Genomic DNA, 19,116 nt, shown 5'->3' with positions numbered 1-19,116 from the left:
GAACTTCGATGTCACTGCCATTTCAATTCATCGGGATCTACCGCCTCGGCGCCTTCCCCGTAGCGGACGACTCAAACTTCGAAGACAGACTCCGCGAAATCGCGGGTGCGCCGTTGTACAGCGACGAACGGTTCTTACTTTTTGGCGCACATGAAGACCGCTGGCCTGGCAGCCCGTTTCACATTGACTCACGAACCGTAACGCTGATTCTAGGCGAACCGCTACTGATCGAAGAAAAGACCCCAATCCCTCGAGCGGATGCACTCCCCATACTTGCCCAAGCACTTGGCGAGGACAAAGTTTCACTGCTTACGCGCACTCATGGCAGCTATTGCGGAATTCACTATCACTGCAAGCGCGGCACGCTCCGATTGTTCACCGACAAGATCGGACTGCACGGTCTCTTCATTGCTGAAATCGGGAATGTCTTGATGTTCGCGAGCAGCCCTGAACTTTTGATGCAACTCGTGGAGCCGTACTCTGAAGGGGACGAAGCAGCCGCTGCGGAAACCATCGCATTCGGCTATCCACTTGGTGATCGTACGCTTCTGAAGGCGTGCAAGCGGCTACTGGAAGCTGAAGTGGTTCAGTGCAACCCCTCTGGCATTAGCCGAGAGCGCTATTACCACTGGACCGCATCTATCGATCAAGCACTTTCGCTCGAAGAGGCCACCGATAGAATTCATGCTGTTTTTACGCAGGCCGTGTCCGACCGCCTGAAGGTCGCACCGAAGACGGTCCCCTTCGCTTTTTTATCGGGCGGAATGGATTCGCGACTGATCGTTGATGCCCTGTGCGCTTCCGGGCACCGTCCCGTCACGCTCAATGTAGCGCCAAGTGAGACGCAAGACGCCTTGTTCGGCCAATCTGCCGCTTCCTTCTTTGGGACCCGACATCACATCTTTCCCGCAACGAGCATCTCGCTGGCAAATGCCATAGATGAGGGCGTCCGCCGTGCCTGTGAGGCGCACAAAGACCTCGAAGGGCATCTGTGGTGGTCTGGCGACGGCGGTAGCGTAGGACTAGGGCATGTATATCTGACCGACGCCTCGTGTCCGAAGTCCGAAACGGCGGCCCACACACTCGCGCAGGTACTCATTCGCGCGAACAACTGGCGGATTAGCACTCGCGCGTTGAAGAAAAACTGGCGCCACCTTGGCGAGCAGCCACAACGCGGCATCGTCGAAGAACTTGAACGGTTAAGCCATTTCCCGCCGGAGAAGCGCGCCTACGCCTTCCTACTCTTCAACGACCAACGCCGGCATTCAGATCGTCACTTCAGCACGCTTGACGCACGTGATCATGATCTCATTTTACCATTCTTTGATGACCGCTTAATCCAGGCAGTATTAGACACACCGACTGAACATTTGCTACGCCACAAACTGTACAACAAGCTTTTCGAACGCCACCTCCCGCCAACGCATGCTGTTCCGTGGCAAGCTTACCCCGGACATGAAGCGTGCCCCTATCCGCAGGACAGCATGGGGCGATACCAGTGGGACAGTTGGGTGGACAAAAGTAGCCTTCGACAAGCTCAGCGCGATTCAGCGCGAGAAGCCGTATTAAGTCTGATTTACGGAAAAACGGCCCCTCAGATGAACAAGTTCTCGTTAGTTATAGCTTCGCTTCTTACGTACGTAGGCTTAAGGGATATGCGCTATGTACTCAAGACCGGAGCGGTCTTGTCGCAAGCGCGAACGAGATGCGCCACACTGGGCAAAGCATGAATCTGAAAAGCGCCCGCACTACCTATTCTTCGCCAAGAAACAAGATCGCCTAAAAATAGATGACCGCTATTCTTTACGGATATTACGAAATAGCCGTAGCATAAATCGCAATCGGGACTGATCCCAAGGCGTGAAGCGCAGCAACTGAAAACAGTCAGTCGACATCGAGCTTGCCCCCCAATTGGTGGAAGCTGCCGCGTCAAAGCCCAAAGATCGAACCATCTCAACGTGTTCCGCGAGATAGTCCTGCCCCAGCTTTCCGTTGGGATAGGCAAAAAGACCGCATCGCTCTCCGAGCAATTCCTCTAGCCGTTCCCGCCCCTCGGCAATTTCACGATAGGCAGACGCCGCGTCGATGCGCGCAAGGATGGGGTGGCTCACCGTATGTGCGCCGACACCCATGCCAGCCGATCGAAGCGCACGCAATTGTTCAGTCGTGAGCATCAGATCATTGGGCAAAACCGCAGCACAAGACTCAGCCACCCTTGAAACCGCTGCGTCTCGCTCCACGGCCGGCATGTGCTTGATAGCGGGAATCAGCGCATCAAGCGCAGTACGCTTCTCCGCAATCGAGTCCAGCGCCAACGTCGGCTTTCCAAGCCACGACAGGTCGATCTGCCCGGCACGGGTGTTGCGAACAGACTCGATCAGCGTGTCGTTCCACATGCGACCACCGTCGAGAAAGCCCGTTGCGATGAAAAACGTGGCGTGCAGACCATGTTTCTGCAAAATCGGCACCGCATTGAGCCAGTTGTCCGCATAGCCATCATCGAAGGTGATGGCCGCTGCGCGCGCCGGCAGTTGCCCACGCTTGAGGCGGGCGACCGCCTCCTCGAGCGGCAGCACGTTGAACCATGCCGCGATCCAGCCCATCAGCTCATCGAAGCGTCGCCGGTCGACCTCGCCAGGAAACAGCGGATCGGGCTCGCTGAGCACACGATGGAAGATGAGGATGGACAGGCGTGCTCGCGGTCCGGCGGGCGACAGGGCGGAGAGCGCGGCGCGGATCAGCATGGGAATTCAAGTCAAACCGTTCTGAACGGGATACACGCCGGGCTTGGCCATCGGCGGCTGATCCTTGCGGCGTTTGCGAAGCCCCATGTACTCGAGCCAGGGCACTTGCTGATCGCGTTCCCAGCCGCGCGCTCGAACCCAGGCCTGAGCGGCAACAACCAGGATCATCATGTTGTACGGCAGATCGAAGTACGACAGGCTGAGGAAGGCACCGCCTACCGCATAGCCGACAAGGCTCACCTGAACCATCGCGCCGAGATCCGCGGCCCACGTCGCCTCTTCCTGCTGGCGCGCATTCCTGCGCAACCAGCCTGCCACACGATAGGTGGACAACCAGATACCGAGGAAAAGGAATAGCCCCACGAACCCGTGATTGCCGAGCACTTGGAAATAGATGCTGTGTGCAGCACGCACGATTGTTTCGTGGACGCCATAGAGGATGAACAGCACTTCGTGCTGGTAGCTCATCCCCGCGCCGAAGAAGTTGTGCTTTGCAACCTCCCAAGCGACCCCCCAGGCATTGATGCGCCCCATGGCCGAACCGTCTTCCTGATACTCGCGGATGGAGCTCATCCGCTCCCACCACTCCTCGGGCATCATCGGCAGCGCGACCAGCACGGCGAAGAGCAGCATCGCGCCGATGAGTCCCTTGCGGCTGCTACGCCACCAGAACATCGCCGACATTGCGGCAATAGCCAGCAGGCCGCCGCGTGAGTGGGTACCGATTGCCGCAGCGGCGCAAAGTAGCATTGCCGCTGAAAGCCCGTGTCGCATCCATACGCTCTTGAGCTGAAGCTGCAGGAAATGCAGCAGCGGGATGGTCATGATAAGCGCCAAGGCAAACTCGTTGTTGTCGCCGATGAACGTGCCCGGGGGCCCCCATACCCTGTGGTTGCCACCTGTCAGGATCGTGAACACGCCGCCTTTTGCGCCAAGCAGCGCCAAGGAACCAATCGTGACCCAGGCAAAGGCCGTGATGTGCATTTTGTTGATGACGAGCATGGCGGCTACGAAGGTCATGAGATAGATCTTCATGACCTTGTTCCATTGCTCATAGTCGCCGACTGGGTCCATGCCAAACAGCCACGACAGCGTTACCCAGCACGCGAAGAGAAAGAACCAGACGATCGGCGCGCCTTGAAATGGGTTTTGGCGCTCCTTGGTCATCAACAACCCGAGCAGGGTGCTCCCGGCGGCAACGGCCGCGAGCGGGGCCGAATAGGCGAACCCCCATGCGTAGCGATGGGGATTCATGATGCTGATCCAGGTCCACAGCATCACCCCAATCCACGGCCGCTTCAGCGCCATCAGGGCACCGACGGCGACGATGCCAACTATGATCAGATCGCGCATGGGTTCGACTCCTTCAACGCACCGCCACGTGGCTCACCACGTAGCGGAACTTTCCGGACTTCTCAGCCGGAATGGATTCGACGAATTCCACCGACACCTCCACGCCCCTCCCGAGCCGCCGACGGAAACCTTCGGTCACGGTCGTATCCATGCCCGTCGAGTCAGCACCCTCCTCGGGCACAACCAGAGCCCGGGTCAGGCAGCGGCTCTCCTGCACGATCTTGAACGCACGCACGCCGGGCATGTCGCGCAGGATGTAGATCAGCGACAACCCGTGCAGCACCGTACCGTCTTCCGCCACCACGAAGTCGGTGCTGCGCCCCTGGATGTCCTTGAGGATCGGAAGCCCGCGGCCGCAGGTGCACACCTCGTCACCCAGCGTGCCGATGTCACCGGTGCAGTAGCGAATGAAAGGATAGTCGCGCGTGGCCAAGTGGGTGACGACGATCTCGCCCGACTCGCCCGGCGGAAGCACCCTGCCCACCTCGTCGATGATCTCGACGACGATATCCTCGGCAGTGATGTGCATGTTGCCGTTGGGGCATTCGTGGGCGATGAAGCCGGCGTCGCGCCCTCCATAACCGTTGGCCACCGGGCAGCCGCAGAGCCGGCTGATGGTTTCGCGCTGGTGGTCGTAGAGCCGCTCGGAGGTGCAGAACACCACCTTGATGCCCAAGTCGTCGAGCCGCACGCCGCGCTGTTCGGCGCGCAGGGCGATGTGGCTGATGGCCGAGGGGTAGCCGAAGAGCATCTTGGGCCGGCGCTCGCGGATGCGGGCGATGAAGCCGTCGACCTTGGCGTCGGACATCTCGAACGCAGGCAGCAGCTCGGTGCGCATCAGCGCGTCGCGCACCAGGCGCACGCGGTCTTGCGTGCCGAGCTCGATCGGCGAGCCCCAGACCACGATCTCGCGGTCGCCGATGTCCACGTCCCACCAGCGCGTAGCGCGCCACTTGGCGGCGACGTCGTGGGTGACACGCTCTGCTCCGATGAAAAAGATCAGCGGCTCGCCGCTGCTGCCACCGGTGTTGAAGCGGGCCAGGCCCTTCGCATCGTCGGCGCGCAGGGCGTCGGCGTGGGCGCGGATCTCGGCCTTGGTGAGGAAGGGCAGCGCCTGCAGGTCGGCCACGCTGCGCACGGCGGCACGGTCGAAGCCGATGCGGGCGAAGAGGTCTCGGTAGTACGGCACATGCACGGCGACGTCTTGCAGCAGGGCCTGCAGGCGCTCGAACTGCAGATTGAGAATGCGATCACGAGGCCACCACTGCGAGGCTTCCATGTCGCGGTGCACGCGCACGGTGTCGTGCTTCTTCAATTTCTCCTGAAGCGGGAAGAGCGCGCCGGAGACGAAGCGGGTGTAGAAGTCGCTCATGATCTTTTCTCTCAGGCCACCGGCCGCATGGATTCGGCGGGCGCGTGCAGGGCGTCGTGGTAGGCGGCGAGCAGGGTGTCGCGCACGGTCTCCCAGCGGTAGCGCTGCACGGCTTGCAGCCCGGCGCTTCGTAGTGCGGCAGCACTGGCTGGGTCCGTCAGGATCTGCAGCGCCGCGGCGCCCATGGCTTCGGCATCGTTAACCGGTACGAGCAGCGCGGTGCGGCCGTGCTCGACGATGAAGGGCACGCCGCCCACATCGGTGCTGACCACCGGCACGCCGCTGGCCAGGGATTCGAGCACCGAGTTGGGCATGTTGTCGACGTGGCTGGGGTTCAGGCAGAGGTCTGCCTCGCGGTACAGCGCGGCCATCTGGTCGCGGTCGAGTCGGCCGGTAAAGCGGACTCGGTCGGCCACGCCGAGCGTGGTGGCGAGCTGTTCGAGTTCTTCACGCTGCGGCCCGCTGCCCGCAATCGACAGGCGCGCCGCCGGCAGCTTTGCGGCGATGACAACGAAGGCACGCAGCGCGACGTCGATGCCATAGATGGGCTCGAGGTTGCGCGCCACCATGATGTGCGGCGCCTGCGGCTTGGGCGGGTACTGCTCCGCTGGGTGGAAGCGGACAAGGTCGATGATGTTCGGCACTACCCTGCCCTGCATGCCGTGGCGTGCGAACACTTCGAGCAAGAATCCCGAGGGCAACAGCAGCCCTGCGCTGTGGCGCAGCGTGGCGCGCACGGATGCTGCAGCCTTGTCCAGAAACGGCCCCGCCTCGCCGCCACGGTAATTGACCACGACAGGCGTGCCGCGTAACACCGCGATGCGGATGGCCGGCATGGCGAAGAGGTGCCACGACCAGCCGGAATTGGCCATCACGTGCACGATGTCCGCTCGGCCGCAAGCTTGCCAGAGGTGCGCCAGGTAAGGCAGCAGACGGAACCCCGCGCGCACGCCCTTGATACGGCCCGCCCATTCGGGCTTGTAGGGCGCATTCACCTGCACTAGCTCGACGCTCGCCCCTTCGCCGCGCAGCAGCTCGGCGAGCTGGTGCGTCTGGCTAGCCATGCCACCCGCGGGAGGGGGCAAGGGGCCGACGAGGGCGATGCGCAGCCCGTCGAGCTTCATGCGGCCTTCCGCCGCGTGAGCCGGCCGTACACCGGGATGTAATTGGCCACGCTGTTCTTCCAGTTGCGCACCTCTTCCACGAAGTGCCGCCCCGCCGCGCGCATCGCCGGCCAGCGCTCGCGATGGTCGAGCATGTCGTCGATGGTGGCGGCAAGCGCCTCGGCGCTGCCGGCCTCGAACAGCCTGCCGGTCTCGCCGTCGCGGATCAGCTCCTTGTGCCCGCCGACGTCCGAGGCCACGAACAGCCGCCCCTGCGCCATCGCCTCCAGCGGCTTGAGCGGGGTGACGAGTTCGGTGAGGCGCATGGAATGGCGCGGATAGGCGAGCAGGTCAATCTGGTCGTAGTAGCGGCTGACCTCGCTGTGCGGCACGCGGCCGGTAAAGACGATCTTGTCGGCCACGCCCAGGCGCTGGGCCTGAGCCTTGAGGTTGGCGTCCTGCGGGCCGCCGCCCACCAGCAGCAGGCGCAGGTCGGGGCGCTTTTGCAGCAGCGCGGGGAAGGCATCGAGCAGCAGGTCGAGGCCTTCGTAGGCGTAGAAGGAACCGACGAAGCCGACCGTGGTGCAGCCCTCCAGGCCGAGCTGGCGGCGGAGTGCGGGGTCGGCTTCGCCCGAGAGCTGGAAGCCTTCGATATCCACCGCGTTGGGGATCACGGTGACCTTGTCCGCCGGGATGCCGCGCGCGACGATGTCGGCGCGCAGACCCTCGCAGATCGTAAAGGCGTGATCGACGCGCTGGAGCGCCCAGGTTTCGATGGCGCGCGTGACGCGATAGCGGACGCTGCCCTCGCTGGTGGTGCCGTGGTCGACTGCAGCGTCTTCCCAGAACGCGCGGATCTCATAGGCGACGGGAATGCCGAGGCGCTTGCCGACGCGGATCGCCGGGATCGCGTCGAGCACGGGCGAATGAGCGTGCAGCACGTCGGGCTTGAGCTCGCGTGCGAGCTCTTCCAGGCGGGTCTCGGTGGCGCGCATCAGGCGCAGCTCGTTGATCCCCGCCGGGCCGGGCTCGGGCACCGGGCAGCGGTAGAAGCGCAGGCCATCGACATCCTCGACCTCGGCCGCCGTCCTGCCCTGCTTGGGCGAGGTCAGGTGAAACGTCTCCCAGCCCAGCGCCCGCTGCTCGCGCAGGATGGCCGCGGTGCGAAAGGTGTAGCCGCTGTGCAGCGGGATGGAGTGGTCGAGGATGTGGAGGATGCGCATTGAAGGTCACTACCAAAATCGGAATCTGGCACTCACTGCCCGCTACGAGAAGAAGGCTCAACGCAAGGCACCGCACTGGGATAGTCTGCGAACCCGCGCGAGCAAGGCGGCAACTGGCTAGGCTGCACGTCATTCAGGAGATAGAGGGGCCGCTGCTTGACCTCATCGAAAACGCGCCCGAGATACTCCCCCAAGATGCCCGTAAACATGAGCTGCGTACCCCCAAGAAAAAGCACCACAACCATTAACGACGGATAGCCCTGAACAGGATCCCCGTACATCAGAGTTTTATAGATCACAAAGGCTGCGTAAATGAAGGCTCCCGTTGCCACACCCAATCCAATGTAGGTCGCAATCTTGAGCGGAGCAATCGTGAATGATGTAATTCCTTCAAGCGCAAAATTCCAGAGTTTCCAATAATCCCACTTTGTTTCCCCGGCCGCACGCGGAGCGCGCTTGTAATAAATTGGCTTAGACGGGAATCCAATCCATGAAAAGAGCCCTTTCATGAAACGGTGATGTTCGCGTAGGGAGCTCAGCGCTTCTACGGCCCGCCGGCTCATCAACCTGAAGTCACCGGTATCCTTCGGAATATCAATGCGGCTTACCGACTGAATGAGACGGTAGAACGCAGCAGCTGTAGCTTTCTTAAGCCAGGTCTCGCCCCCTCTCTCAGTCCGCACTGCATAAACAACGTCGAAACCCTTTCTCCACTCCGAAACGAGCTCCGGAATCAATTCGGGCGGATCCTGCAAATCAGCATCGATAACAACCACGACATCTCCGCGAGATTGATCCAAGCCGGCCGTTAAGGCAATCTCCTTGCCGAAATTTCTTGAAAGATCAACAACCGCGATGTTTGGGTCCGACTCCCGCAGGGACAACATCACGTCAAGCGTTCGGTCCTTACTTCCATCGTTGATGAAGACTATCTCATAGCGAAGACCCAGAGTCTTTAGCACCGCTAACGCTCGCTCGTAAAATTCGGGCAGGACCTCCTCCTCATTAAATGCAGGTACAACCACAGAGATGCTGGGGTTAGGCAACCGCATATTGGGAAAAGTTACACCCTCGGCTCTCGAAAGATCCATGTCTTGCTCACGAAATAGTTGAGTACCAGCACACCAGCCGTTGCGATAACCTGCGCTGCAAGATAATGAAGACCAAAATGGACAAAAACACCAACAATAAACGCGTTCAAGAAAATTCCCACACCTGCCAGCAGAAGAAAGCGCGGTAATGCGACGACATGCTTTACATTACTTATAAACGTGTAGCGATAGTTCAGCATGTAATTCGTCAATGCGCCTAGTGCAGCTCCCATCGTCGCGCCGAGCACGGGCGCGAAACCAAAAACTGAAACTGCCAAAATTAACAGCGCGTAGTGCCCCATCGTACCGATTGCACCGGCAGCCAAGAACCGTGAGAACTGCGTCAAAGGCGTCACCTCCGAAGCACCCATCTATCGGCACTGACTGACAGCAAAACTGCTAACAAGACACATGGCACCCACAGTACAGGCACATGATATTTTCCGGCGCTTTCGAATACGCTGTGAATTGCGAATAGATAGAGCCAAAGCCAGACTACGCTGACAGAGAACGACTGAGCAGAAAAAACCTTGGATCGAGATATAAGAGCTAGACAACCAATGACCATCCAGACAAACATCCACCAAGCGTTCGCAACTAGCTTCAATATGGCGTAGAGCTTTGGATCGCCCTCTGCACCACCCACCTTGAAGGTGCTGTATACACCCACAGCATCATCACCCATGAAGCGAATCTGCTTCTCAAGCAAAAGACCGAAGAAACGGCTCGGGTTCTCCTTGATCCACTCCATGGCGAGACGGCGTCCCTCCTTGTCCTGCGTGATCTCGTCCATGTTGGCCAAGACTATTTCCCCATGCGGTATGTAGCCCCCGGTTGCGAGAGGGTTATTAGCGCGATAAAGAACGCTGCCACCATTGGTAGCGACAAGGACCGGAGTATCGAAAACCAGATAGTTGCGGTACGTCCATGGCGCCACAACGAGCGCAGCCCCCAGGACAACCAGAAGCGCCTGGGCAAAGCCGACGCGCATCTGCCGCGCAGATCCCACCAGAAGGATCGCAGCAACGAACGGCAGGAACTGCAGCGATGGCTGAACCAAAGTGCATGCACCAAGCAACAGCCCTGCCTGGAAAACACTGAGACCGCGACCGCTGCGGTTCAGGGCGGCAAGCATCCAGAAAGTAGCCCAAGGCAATAGCGCGAGGACAAGGACTTCTTTCTCGGGCGTGCCCGCCAGAAAAACAAGGTTCGGCCAAGTTGCAAACAGCAGCGCAGCAAAGTTGCCTGCTCGCTCGCCGGCAAGGAATCTTGCCAATGCGGCTACACCAAACGCGCCGACAACGAATAGCACCAGGTTGGAGGCGAGATAGGCGGTGCGTGGATCATCGAAGATTGCGACCCAGGGAACGAGAAAAAGCGGGTAGCCCGCGGGCCAGTAGGCCTTTGTGCCCCCCGCTTCATAGGCACCGCCCTGCGCGAGTCGTTCGGCCAGCCCGAGGTAGACGGCGCCGTCGGAGCCGGCTTGTGCGGGAAACAGGGCTATCCAGACCACACGCAGGACCAGGCCGAATACCACCACCTGCCAGACGCGAACACTGGAAAGCGCGGCGAAGAGCCCGCCCAAGGCCTTGGGAAACCGACGATGAAATAGCAGCGCAAAGCCCCCTGCCCCGATAGCGCAGATCGCAGAAATGCCCAAGCGCACCGGCTCGGAGAAGACCTCGACCAGTCGCATCATCTGGAGCGGCGTTGCAAAGAGCGCGAGCGCTGCGAAAAAAACGAGCAGCCAGTGGAGCCAAGCACCCGCGACGAAGCGAGCGAAAACATTTGCATCGCCAGCAACGCCGGCTTGGGTGCGGTCGGAAGTGCCAATGAATAGGGATCGATTCATAGCGGCGTCGCCTCAGAGAGCACTTGCCCCCGCAGCCCCGCCGGGAGTGCTCGCGGTGTCAGCACATCGACATCGACGTTCAACAGCATACGAAGCTCGTGCCGGATAGCGCCGATATCCATCAGGGTGGTCTCTGGCGTTGGGTCGATGAGGATGTCGAGATCGCTCCCCTCCTCGTCATCGCCTCTGAGGACCGAGCCGAAAACGCGGGCGTTGCTTGCGCGGTGCGCAGCGACGATGCGTCTGACCTGCTCCCGATGAAGGCGAAGGGCTTCCGAGGGTTTCATTCATTGCTCCGACGGATCAATGGAGTCTGACCCCATCGATATCAAATAGCCGTAGAACCACTCCCGAAACTCTGCCAACTCGTGCGCAGATAGTGACTCGATCCGTCTTTTTACCGCCTCCAGCCGATCCATGCGCTTACTCCTTCACCACGCCCCAGCCAGCCCTATCCGCAACCTGCTCGATCCAGTCGAGCATGTCCCCCTCCTGCGGGTCTTGCGCGATAAGCCTCGACTGTCGACAGCATTCTTCAGCAAAGTCTCGCGACTGCGTGTCGAGCGGGTTTTGAGAGACAGTGTCAGTGTTTGGCATATCACTTACTCAGGCATGCGCGCGCCGATCAATGGAGTCTGACCCCATTGATCCGTTGTTGCGGACGAAGGCTTCGAACATCAACAGCGTCCACAGCGGCGAGCTGTAGTCACGCGCACCGGACTGATGGGCGTCGACCAGATGCCGCAGGTAGTCGGTATTGAAGATCCCCGTGGCCGCCAGCGTCTCGCCCAGCACCGCGTCCCGTACGCGCTGCTTGAGCGGGCCGCGGAACCAGCGCGCGAGCGGCACCGAGAATCCCATCTTCGGGCGATAGAGCACGTCGTCGGGCAGGAAGGGCTCCATGGCCTTCTTGAACAGGAACTTGCCCTCGTTGCCCCGGATCTTGAGGCCAGAAGGCAGGGTGGCGAGCCATTCGACCAGCTCGTGGTCCATCAGCGGTTCGCGCACTTCGAGCGAGTGGGCCATGCTGGCGCGGTCGACCTTGGTGTTGATGTCGCCGACCAGGTAGGTCTTGAGGTCGAGGTACTGGATGAGCGCGAGCGGATCGTCGGTGCCGGCGTTCGCGGCGTGGCGGCGGAATACGTCGAGCGCGTCGTAACCGCCGAGCTTGCTGCGGAAATCGGCGCTGAACAGCCTTGCGCGCATGTCGCCGCGCAGGATGGAGACGCTGTGGAAGTAGGCCTCGGTGGCGTCGCGCGCCATGGCCTGGAAGGTGGTCTTGGCGCGGAACACGCGCGGCGCCCAGTCGGCCTTGGGGTAGGCGCGCCCGAGCAGGCCGAAGAGCGGCCGGCGCACGCCCATCGGCAGCGCGGCGCGCATCTTCTCTTCCATCAGGTGCAGGCGGTAGCGCCGGTAGCCGCCGAAGCTCTCGTCGCCGCCGTCGCCCGAGAGCGCCACGGTGACCTTCTTGCGCGCGAGCTGGCACACCCGGTAGGTGGGGATGGCGGAGCTGTCGGCGTAGGGCTCGTCGTAGAGCGCGGCCAGGGTGTCGACGAGGTCGAAGTCGTCGGACTTGACCGTCTCGACGAAGTGATTGGTGCGGTAGCGGTTGGCGACCTTCTGGGCGAACTCGGATTCGTTGAACTTGGGGTCGTCGAAGGCGATGGAGCAGGTGTTGACCGGCTCGTCGGAGAGCCCCGCCATGGTGGCGACCACCGCGCTGGAATCCACCCCGCCGGAGAGGAAGGCGCCCAGCGGCACCTCGGCGATCATGCGCAGGCGCACGGATTCGCGCAGACGCTCGACGAGCTCGGCGCTGGCGTCTTCGAGGCTGGTGGGGTTGTCTAGGGTGAAGCGCACGTCCCAGTACTGCCGGGGTCCGGGCACGGGGTGGCCGCGGCGGACGCACAGCGATTCGCCCGGGCCGAGCTTCCTGGCGCCGAGGAAGATGGTGCGCGGTTCGGCGACGTAGCCCAGCGCGAAGTACTCCTCCACCGCGAGCGGATCGATGCGGCGGTCCAGATCCGGATGCTGCATCAGTACCTTGAGCTCGGAGCCGAAGGCGAGCGTGCCGTCAGGCAGCAGCGCATAGAACATCGGCTTGACCCCGAGGCGGTCGCGCGCCATGAACAGGGTGTCGCGATTGCGGTCGTGCAGCGCGAAGGCGAACATGCCGCGGAAGCGCCGCACGCAGTCCTCGCCCCAGGCTTCCCAGGCGTGGACGATGACCTCGGTGTCGCTGCGGGTGTGGAAGACGTGGCCCAGGGCCTCGAGCTCGGGGACGAGTGCCTGGAAGTTGTAGATCTCGCCGTTGAAGACCACCGCCACCGAGCCGTCCTCGTTGAACAGCGGCTGCTGGCCGGTGGCAAGGTCGATGATCGACAGCCGGCGATGGGCGAGCGCGACCCCGGGCTCGAAGTGGTAGCCGCCCTCGTCCGGACCGCGGTGATGCTGGACGTCGTTCATGCGCTGCATCAGCGCACGATCGAAGTCGCGCTTGCCGCGGGTATCGAAGAGGCCGGCGATGCCACACATGATCAGGATCCTTTACATGCGTTCACTTGAGCAAGTCTTCGTACAGCCGGGTGTAGCGCATCACCATGCCGTCGATGCTGAAATTCTGCTCCACCCGCTTGCGACCCGCGACACCATGGGCGTGTCGCAATGCAGCATCTTCAGTGTAGCGCAGTAATTCCCTCGCCATGGCATCCGGATCGCGCGCCGGAACGAGGGCGCCGGTCTCGCCCTCCGCGACCAGTTCGGCATTGCCGCCCACGTCGGTCGCGACCACCGGCAGGCCGCTGGCCATGGCTTCGAGGATGGTGTTGGAAATGCCCTCGGCCTGCGAGGGCAGCGCGAACACGTCGAGCGCGCGCATGAGTTCGGGCACGTCGCTGCGCTCGCCGGCGAGCCAGGTGACGTCGCCGATGCCGGCGGCGCGGATCTCCGCCTCGACGTCGGCGCGCTGCGGGCCGTCGCCGGCGATCAGCAGACGCAGCCGTGCGCCAGCTCGACCCTGTCCGCGCGCGAGGGCGAACGCACGCACGAGATTCACCTGATCCTTCACCGCCTGCAGCCGGCCGACGGTGCCGACGATCACCAGCGCAGTGTCGTCGAACGTACTCCCGGCGAGCGGCTCACGGACAGCCGCAGGCCGGAAGCGGGCGGTATCGACACCGTTGCAGATGCGCTCCACCCGCTCGGGCGCGATGCCCACCCGATCGACCAGATAGGACTCGATCTGCCCCGACAGCGCGACGTAGCGGCTGACGAAGGGGCTGTAGGCGCGACGCAGCAATTGGTACTTGCGTCGCGTGCCGCCGGGATCGGCGGTGTCCCAGCCGTGCTCGCCATGCACCCGCGCCCGGACGCCCGCCAGCGCAGCCGGCACGGCGAACTCCAGTGCGGCCAGGTTGCGGGTGTGCACGATCGACGGGCGCAGGCGGCGGCAGAGGCGGAGGAATGCAGGAAAGAGCCGGACACCGTGGCCGGGCGGCTTGTTCAGCGAGATGAACTCGACATCGCCGCGTCGCACCCGCTCGCAGAAGGCCGGCGCGCACCGCGTGAGCGCGACCACCGCATGACGGAAGCGCTGGGGCGGCATGTGGTTGATGAGATTGACCACGCCGTTCTCCAGCCCGCCGACGTCGAAGCTGTAGAGGACGTGCAGGACCAGCGGGCGCGACCCTGTAGCGGGGGCGCCCGTGGTTAGCGTCATTGCGGGATGCTCCGAGCCGGCGCGTCCAGCGCAGCCTCGATCGCGGTCCGATGGCTACGGAAGAAAGCCTCCAGGCGCGAGCGTGCGGCCTCTTCATCATCGCGCCCCTCGGGCGTGACGAGCACGACCACCGCGGACTCGTCGTCCATGCCACGGAGGCGATCGAACGCCAGGCGCAGCTTGACCTCGGCATCACGCGTGAGGCTGCGGCCGTTCACCCGGTACCAGTGCCAGACGAGCATTCGTCCGGCGGGCGTCGCGATGCGGTTCTCACGCACGGTGAAGCCGTCCACCTCCAGCGTGAGCGTGTTGCGAACGAGACGGGTGTCCTGCTGGCGGGGCGAAGTGGGCCCGTTCTCCCACGCGATCATCTCGCTGCCTTCGCGCTGGCCCACGTACCACGCCGCGAAGAAGCCGACGGGCAATGCTGCGCCGTCGGCCGCGTAGGCCTGGAATACATCCGCACGCGCGCCCCTGTACGTCGGGCGGTAGTCGATGTCGGGACCCAGGGACGTCGTCCAGCCGGCCGCCGGCTCGGGCGCGGCGATGCGGACCGGAAAATCGGGCACCGGGGTGTCGAGGAGCTTCAGCACCGGAGGGAAGATGGCGATCGCGATGATCAGCGGCAGCCCCCTGCCCCACGACGCGGCGCGCTGCATCGTCGCGGGCGCCCTCACCTGGGCCGCGGGCAGCCTGAGCTCGTGCCAGCGCGCACCGATCCAGAACATCGCGAGGATGACCACGCCGAACAGGATCCATCCGTAGAAGACGTGATCCTCGCCGGCGCCAAAACGGTTGTCGGTGAGGTAGCCCATCATCACGATCATGTAGGCGCGCAGCCAGTTGGCGAGGATGGGGGCGATGAGCGCGACCACCATGAACAGTAGCCGGCGCTTGAGGCTGGTGTAGTTGAGATAGGCGTAGAGCGCGCCCACCATCAGCGACGCGGTGAGGTAACGGATACCGCTGCAGGCCTCCACCACCGACCAGCGACCATTGGGTACCACGAAATGCAGCCCATCCTGATACACCGGCACGCCGGACAGGCGCAGCGCCCACACCGTGACCTCCGCGGTGTAGTGCATCAGCGTGGGGATCATGAACTCCCCGATCGGCAACCCGAAGAACAGGAAAACCAGTGGGAACAGCAGCACCCGGCTCAGGCGCCAGCCGAGGACGCCGACGAAAGCCGAGACGAGCATGGCGAACAGGGCGAAGTGCTGGGCCGCGGCGACGCTGACCATGCCGCCGAGCATCCACAACAGGCCGGCGGCGAGGATGGGCAGCGCCATCCATCCTACGGGCTGCGGCTGCAGTTCGCCGATGCGCTCGCGTGCGTCCCACACCAGCCAGGCGAAGGCCGGCAGCACGACGAGGCCGTGGGCGAAGGTGTCCGAGCGCCGCCAGATGTCGGCGATCTCCTGCGCGGTCTGCCAGTACCAGCCCACCACCCACAGCAGCGTCAGGGCGAGCGCGAGGGCGACGGTGGTGAAGGCGCGGGAGGCGATGCGAGACATGGCGAGATCAGGCCGGAGTAAGGAGGGTGTCGAGCCGAGCGAGATGGGCCTGCCAGCTGTAGTTCTCCACCACGCAGCTGCGCGCGGCGACGCCCATGGCGCTGCGGCGGGCGGGATCCTCCAGCAGTTGCAGCACCTGGCGGACGCTGTCTTCGCCATCGCGGGCGATCTCGCAGTCCTGTCCGGGCTGCGCTGCGAGGCCGGCGGCGGAGTCGGCGGAGACGACGACCGGGCGGGCCATGGCCATCGCTTCGAGGACCTTGTTCTGGATGCCGCGCGCGATGCGCAGCGGGGCGACGACCACGTCGGCATGGGCGAGGTAGGGGCGCACGTCGGGCACGGTGCCGGTGACGACGATGCCCTCCCCCGCCAGCGCCTGCACCGCCGGCGCCGGGTTCATGCCGACGATCCAGAAGCGCACGCCAGGCAGCTGCTGGCGGATGCGCGGCAGGAGTTCGGTGGCGAACCAGCCCACCGCGTCGACGTTGGGCCAGTAGTCCATGGCGCCGCTGAAGACGATGACGGGAGCGCCTGCCGGATAGGGGGATTCGCCGCCATGCGCGGGCGAGAAGAAGTCGGCATCGACGCCGTTCTGCATGACGCCGATCCGGCCCGAGGCCTCGGGTGCTGCGCGGCGGAAGAGTTCGGCCTCAGCGGCAGTGACGAACAGGCTGGCATCGACACGGCTGGCGGCAGCGCGCTCGAAGTCGAGCAGGCGGGCGCCTTCGCGGCGGTAAAGCCAGGACATCGGCCACCGGTGCTCGGCGGCGTACTGGGACCATTTGGCGGAGTCGACGTCGCAGAAGTCGATGATGCGGCGATCGAGTCCGGGGACGTCGAGGTATTGCGCCATCGGCCCGGAGAAGGCCACCGCGGCGCGGATCTCGTGCTCGGCGACCTTGCGCGCCACCCAGTCGGCGAGGCGCGGACTGCGGTAGTACGGCAGGCTGAGCGCTTCGCCGCGCAGCAGGCCGCGCAGGCTGGCGATGCGGCGGACGCCGGGCTCGATCGGGACCACGCAGGTCTGCACGCACCACTGGGCAAGCGCGGGAATGTGGCGCTGGTCGTCGGGGTGGTCGACGAAGGTGCCGAGCCAGACCCGGTGGGTGCGCGCGAGCTGGCGCAGGATGTTGAAGGAGCGGACCTTGTCGCCCTTGTTGGGCGGATAAGGGATGCGGTGCGTGAGGTAGAGCACCGGAGGCAGCCCGTCCTTGTCCGGCGTCACGGTCCTACCCCAGGTTGCGCACGATGTAGGGCCCAAGCCGGTTCGCCACCCCGATCGGCAGGCGCTTCCACAGCGCGATGAAGCTGCGGTACTTCGGGTTCATCGGGTTGTGCTGCGGGACCCCGTCGCATTTGTACAGGCGGTACTCGTAAGACAGCGGCTGCGGCTCGAAGCCCCAGTTGCGCTTGAAATCGTAGGGGCCGGTGCCGACCTTGCTGCGGCCGTAGTCGAAGACCTTGCAGCCACGCTCGCAGGCGCGGCGCATCAGCTCCCAGTACTTGAAGTCGTTGGCAGCGAGCTCGCGCGCCGCCACGTCGTCGCCGGCGTAGTACGGCAGCACCTCGTCGCGGAAGTAGAAGCTCAGCACGCTCGACAGCGGCTTGCCGTCCGGACCGACCACGGTGAGGACCTCGCAGGCCTCGCCGAAGCTGTCCTTGAGGCGCTGAAAATACTTTTTCGACAGCGCCGGCGTGCCGTGGCGCAGCACGTTGTCGGCGTAGAGCGCGAAGAAGCGGTCGACGCCGTCGTCGATCTCGCTGACCAGCCCGTTCTTGATGCCCTTGCGCACCATGGCGCGCTGCTTGCGCGGAATGGCGAGCATGTTGGCCTCGACCTCGGGGAGGATCTCCTTGCGAAAGCTGACGTAGAGGTCCTGCCGCGGCCACTCCGGGTGGCGGGCGTGCAGGTTGCGGTATTCGAGGTACCGCACGCCCAGCGCGTGGGCGAGCGTCTCGGCCTTGGATTCGAGCTCGTGGGCAACGTCGGCGCCGGCATCGACATCCGCGGCGATGCCGCCATAGACGCAGAAGGGGAGCGAAGTCAGCGCGTGGCCGAATAGCCGGCTACGGACTTCGGCGAGCGGCAGGATGGCGACGATCTCGCCCGCGCGCTCGGCATACAGGTAGAAGCTGCGGTGGTCGAAAACCTCTTCCAGGATCCCCTGCCAGGCCGAGAGATGGAAGAAAGTGGCCTGCGGACAACGCTGCACGAAGGCGTCCCAGCGCTCGCGTTGCGATGAGGTGAGCATGCTGACACTGATCGGCAATCGGTCCATGCTGGGCATCCGGATCCTGTCGGTTCAGGCGGCGTCGCTAAAAACCTCGTCTGCACGCCCCCACGAGAAATCGGACAGCAGGCGGTCGAGCCGCGCGGCCGTACGACTGAGATTAATGTAATGCCTAAACCGGATCTTTGTCGTGGCGTCGGTCACGCGAGGTTGATCGGGGTCAAGCTCCCAGGGGTGGAAATAGAAGATCGCGGGGCGCTTGTCGCGGGTGTTGAAGTGCGCGATCTGCCAGCGCGAGAGTGCATAGGGCAGCAGGCGGAAGAAGCCGCCGCCGCCCGCCGGCCAGTTGCGCCCGAACAGGTGCAGGGTGGTGATCGGCACCTCGACGAGGCCGCTGGGCAGCCGCCACGGGAAACGCGGCGCGTCCGGGATGCCGTAGTGGTCGTGGCGCACCGGATACACGCTCGAGCTGTAGCGGTAGCCCTCCTCTGCGATGCAGTCGTGCGCCCACAGGTTGGCGGTGCCGATCGAGAAGCTGGGGGCGCGGTAACCGGTGACGGCCCGGCCGGTGATGTCCTCGAGGATGGCCTTGGCGAGCCGGATGTCGGCGCGGAAGGCCTCGGGCGTCAGCTCGCTCGCGCGCTGGTGGCCGTAGCCGTGGCTGGCGACCTCGTGGCCGGCGTCGGCGACGCGGCGGACGAGCTGCGGGAAGCGTTCGGCGATCCAGCCCAGGGTGAAGAAGGTCCCGCGCACGCCATGGCCGTCGAGCAGTTCGAGCACGCGCTCCACGTTGGCCTCGACCCGGCACGGGACGCTGTCCCACTGGTTGCGCGGGAAGTGCGGCGCCAGCGCGGAGACCTGGAAGTAGTCCTCGACGTCGCAGGTGAAGGCGTTGGTGATGCGGGTCTCCAT

The 19,116-nt window shown here is 63.7% G+C and carries 16 protein-coding genes; 1 reads left to right on the top strand and 15 read right to left on the bottom strand.

Going from position 1 to position 19,116, the window contains the following annotated elements; all coding sequences use genetic code 11:
* Positions 1 to 8 precede the first annotated feature (8 nt).
* Positions 9 to 1,730 carry an asparagine synthetase B family protein gene (locus CKCBHOJB_RS04940; RefSeq protein ID WP_281050904.1) on the top strand — a complete coding sequence of 574 codons (1,722 nt, stop codon included), beginning with the start codon at positions 9 to 11 and terminating at the stop codon, positions 1,728 to 1,730.
* A 66-nt stretch (positions 1,731 to 1,796) separates the two neighbouring features.
* Here the strand turns inward: CKCBHOJB_RS04940 and CKCBHOJB_RS04935 are convergent, their stop codons facing one another.
* The 15 genes from CKCBHOJB_RS04935 to CKCBHOJB_RS04865 form a co-directional block, all read right to left on the bottom strand.
* Positions 1,797 to 2,744, bottom strand: coding sequence for a polysaccharide deacetylase family protein (locus tag CKCBHOJB_RS04935; protein ID WP_281050903.1), 948 nt, complete (start codon positions 2,742 to 2,744; stop codon positions 1,797 to 1,799).
* 6 nt (positions 2,745 to 2,750) lie between these two features.
* Positions 2,751 to 4,097: a putative O-glycosylation ligase, exosortase A system-associated gene (locus tag CKCBHOJB_RS04930; protein ID WP_281050902.1), complete on the bottom strand. Its 1,347-nt coding sequence runs from the start codon at positions 4,095 to 4,097 to the stop codon at positions 2,751 to 2,753.
* 13 nt (positions 4,098 to 4,110) lie between these two features.
* Positions 4,111 to 5,469, bottom strand: a complete 1,359-nt coding sequence (locus tag CKCBHOJB_RS04925) for a phenylacetate--CoA ligase family protein (RefSeq protein WP_281050901.1) — start codon at positions 5,467 to 5,469, stop codon at positions 4,111 to 4,113.
* Between the two features lie 11 nt (positions 5,470 to 5,480).
* Positions 5,481 to 6,593 carry a glycosyltransferase family 4 protein gene (locus CKCBHOJB_RS04920; RefSeq protein WP_281050900.1) on the bottom strand — a complete coding sequence of 371 codons (1,113 nt, stop codon included), beginning with the start codon at positions 6,591 to 6,593 and terminating at the stop codon, positions 5,481 to 5,483.
* Positions 6,590 to 7,795 carry a TIGR04063 family PEP-CTERM/XrtA system glycosyltransferase gene (locus CKCBHOJB_RS04915; RefSeq protein WP_281050899.1) on the bottom strand — a complete coding sequence of 402 codons (1,206 nt, stop codon included), beginning with the start codon at positions 7,793 to 7,795 and terminating at the stop codon, positions 6,590 to 6,592. The genes CKCBHOJB_RS04920 and CKCBHOJB_RS04915 overlap by 4 nt, the downstream gene beginning before the upstream one ends.
* Positions 7,796 to 7,827: 32 nt before the next feature.
* A complete protein-coding gene (locus CKCBHOJB_RS04910; RefSeq protein WP_281050898.1) occupies positions 7,828 to 8,886 on the bottom strand; it encodes a glycosyltransferase family 2 protein in 1,059 nt (352 codons plus the stop codon).
* Positions 8,859 to 9,257, bottom strand: a complete 399-nt coding sequence (locus CKCBHOJB_RS04905) for a GtrA family protein (RefSeq protein ID WP_281050897.1) — start codon at positions 9,255 to 9,257, stop codon at positions 8,859 to 8,861. Before CKCBHOJB_RS04905 ends, CKCBHOJB_RS04910 begins: the two co-directional genes overlap by 28 nt.
* Positions 9,239 to 10,738 (bottom strand): glycosyltransferase family 39 protein, encoded by a 1,500-nt coding sequence (locus tag CKCBHOJB_RS04900; protein WP_281050896.1) that lies wholly within the window; start codon positions 10,736 to 10,738, stop codon positions 9,239 to 9,241. Before CKCBHOJB_RS04900 ends, CKCBHOJB_RS04905 begins: the two co-directional genes overlap by 19 nt.
* Positions 10,735 to 11,025 carry a nucleotidyltransferase domain-containing protein gene (locus CKCBHOJB_RS04895; RefSeq protein WP_281050895.1) on the bottom strand — a complete coding sequence of 97 codons (291 nt, stop codon included), beginning with the start codon at positions 11,023 to 11,025 and terminating at the stop codon, positions 10,735 to 10,737. Before CKCBHOJB_RS04895 ends, CKCBHOJB_RS04900 begins: the two co-directional genes overlap by 4 nt.
* Positions 11,026 to 11,344: 319 nt before the next feature.
* Positions 11,345 to 13,273: an XrtA/PEP-CTERM system amidotransferase gene (locus tag CKCBHOJB_RS04890; RefSeq protein ID WP_281050894.1), complete on the bottom strand. Its 1,929-nt coding sequence runs from the start codon at positions 13,271 to 13,273 to the stop codon at positions 11,345 to 11,347.
* A 22-nt stretch (positions 13,274 to 13,295) separates the two neighbouring features.
* The gene (locus CKCBHOJB_RS04885; RefSeq protein ID WP_281050893.1) at positions 13,296 to 14,456 is read right to left on the bottom strand and encodes a TIGR03088 family PEP-CTERM/XrtA system glycosyltransferase; all 1,161 of its coding nucleotides are present in this window, start codon (positions 14,454 to 14,456) and stop codon (positions 13,296 to 13,298) included.
* Entirely contained in the window at positions 14,453 to 15,973 is a 1,521-nt protein-coding gene (xrtA, locus tag CKCBHOJB_RS04880) for an exosortase A (protein ID WP_281050892.1), read from the bottom strand. Before xrtA ends, CKCBHOJB_RS04885 begins: the two co-directional genes overlap by 4 nt.
* Positions 15,974 to 15,980: 7 nt before the next feature.
* Positions 15,981 to 17,198 (bottom strand): TIGR03087 family PEP-CTERM/XrtA system glycosyltransferase, encoded by a 1,218-nt coding sequence (locus CKCBHOJB_RS04875; RefSeq protein ID WP_281050891.1) that lies wholly within the window; start codon positions 17,196 to 17,198, stop codon positions 15,981 to 15,983.
* Between the two features lie 4 nt (positions 17,199 to 17,202).
* Positions 17,203 to 18,252 (bottom strand): FemAB family XrtA/PEP-CTERM system-associated protein, encoded by a 1,050-nt coding sequence (locus CKCBHOJB_RS04870; RefSeq protein ID WP_281050890.1) that lies wholly within the window; start codon positions 18,250 to 18,252, stop codon positions 17,203 to 17,205.
* A gap of 24 nt (positions 18,253 to 18,276) precedes the next feature.
* Complete coding sequence (locus CKCBHOJB_RS04865) at positions 18,277 to 19,116, bottom strand: XrtA system polysaccharide deacetylase (protein WP_281050889.1); 840 nt, start codon at positions 19,114 to 19,116, stop codon at positions 18,277 to 18,279.

Source organism: Thauera sp. GDN1, assembly GCF_029223545.1.
Classification (GTDB): Bacteria; Pseudomonadota; Gammaproteobacteria; order Burkholderiales; family Rhodocyclaceae; genus Thauera.
The sequence above is the reverse complement of the archived record's forward strand: the minus strand, read 5'-3'. Positions and strand labels throughout refer to the sequence as shown.

Coding starts and splice junctions, on each gene's coding strand:
- CKCBHOJB_RS04930 (WP_281050902.1), bottom strand. CDS start 4,097: ATGCGCGATCTGATCATAGTTGGCATCGTCGCCGTCGGTGCCCTGATG.
- CKCBHOJB_RS04905 (WP_281050897.1), bottom strand. CDS start 9,257: ATGGGTGCTTCGGAGGTGACGCCTTTGACGCAGTTCTCACGGTTCTTG.
- CKCBHOJB_RS04885 (WP_281050893.1), bottom strand. CDS start 14,456: ATGACGCTAACCACGGGCGCCCCCGCTACAGGGTCGCGCCCGCTGGTC.
- CKCBHOJB_RS04935 (WP_281050903.1), bottom strand. CDS start 2,744: ATGCTGATCCGCGCCGCGCTCTCCGCCCTGTCGCCCGCCGGACCGCGA.
- CKCBHOJB_RS04940 (WP_281050904.1), top strand. CDS start 9: ATGTCACTGCCATTTCAATTCATCGGGATCTACCGCCTCGGCGCCTTC.
- CKCBHOJB_RS04910 (WP_281050898.1), bottom strand. CDS start 8,886: ATGGATCTTTCGAGAGCCGAGGGTGTAACTTTTCCCAATATGCGGTTG.
- CKCBHOJB_RS04925 (WP_281050901.1), bottom strand. CDS start 5,469: ATGAGCGACTTCTACACCCGCTTCGTCTCCGGCGCGCTCTTCCCGCTT.
- CKCBHOJB_RS04900 (WP_281050896.1), bottom strand. CDS start 10,738: ATGAATCGATCCCTATTCATTGGCACTTCCGACCGCACCCAAGCCGGC.
- CKCBHOJB_RS04870 (WP_281050890.1), bottom strand. CDS start 18,252: ATGGACCGATTGCCGATCAGTGTCAGCATGCTCACCTCATCGCAACGC.
- CKCBHOJB_RS04915 (WP_281050899.1), bottom strand. CDS start 7,795: ATGCGCATCCTCCACATCCTCGACCACTCCATCCCGCTGCACAGCGGC.
- CKCBHOJB_RS04865 (WP_281050889.1), bottom strand. CDS start 19,116: ATGGAGACCCGCATCACCAACGCCTTCACCTGCGACGTCGAGGACTAC.
- CKCBHOJB_RS04890 (WP_281050894.1), bottom strand. CDS start 13,273: ATGTGTGGCATCGCCGGCCTCTTCGATACCCGCGGCAAGCGCGACTTC.
- xrtA (WP_281050892.1), bottom strand. CDS start 15,973: ATGTCTCGCATCGCCTCCCGCGCCTTCACCACCGTCGCCCTCGCGCTC.
- CKCBHOJB_RS04920 (WP_281050900.1), bottom strand. CDS start 6,593: ATGAAGCTCGACGGGCTGCGCATCGCCCTCGTCGGCCCCTTGCCCCCT.
- CKCBHOJB_RS04895 (WP_281050895.1), bottom strand. CDS start 11,025: ATGAAACCCTCGGAAGCCCTTCGCCTTCATCGGGAGCAGGTCAGACGC.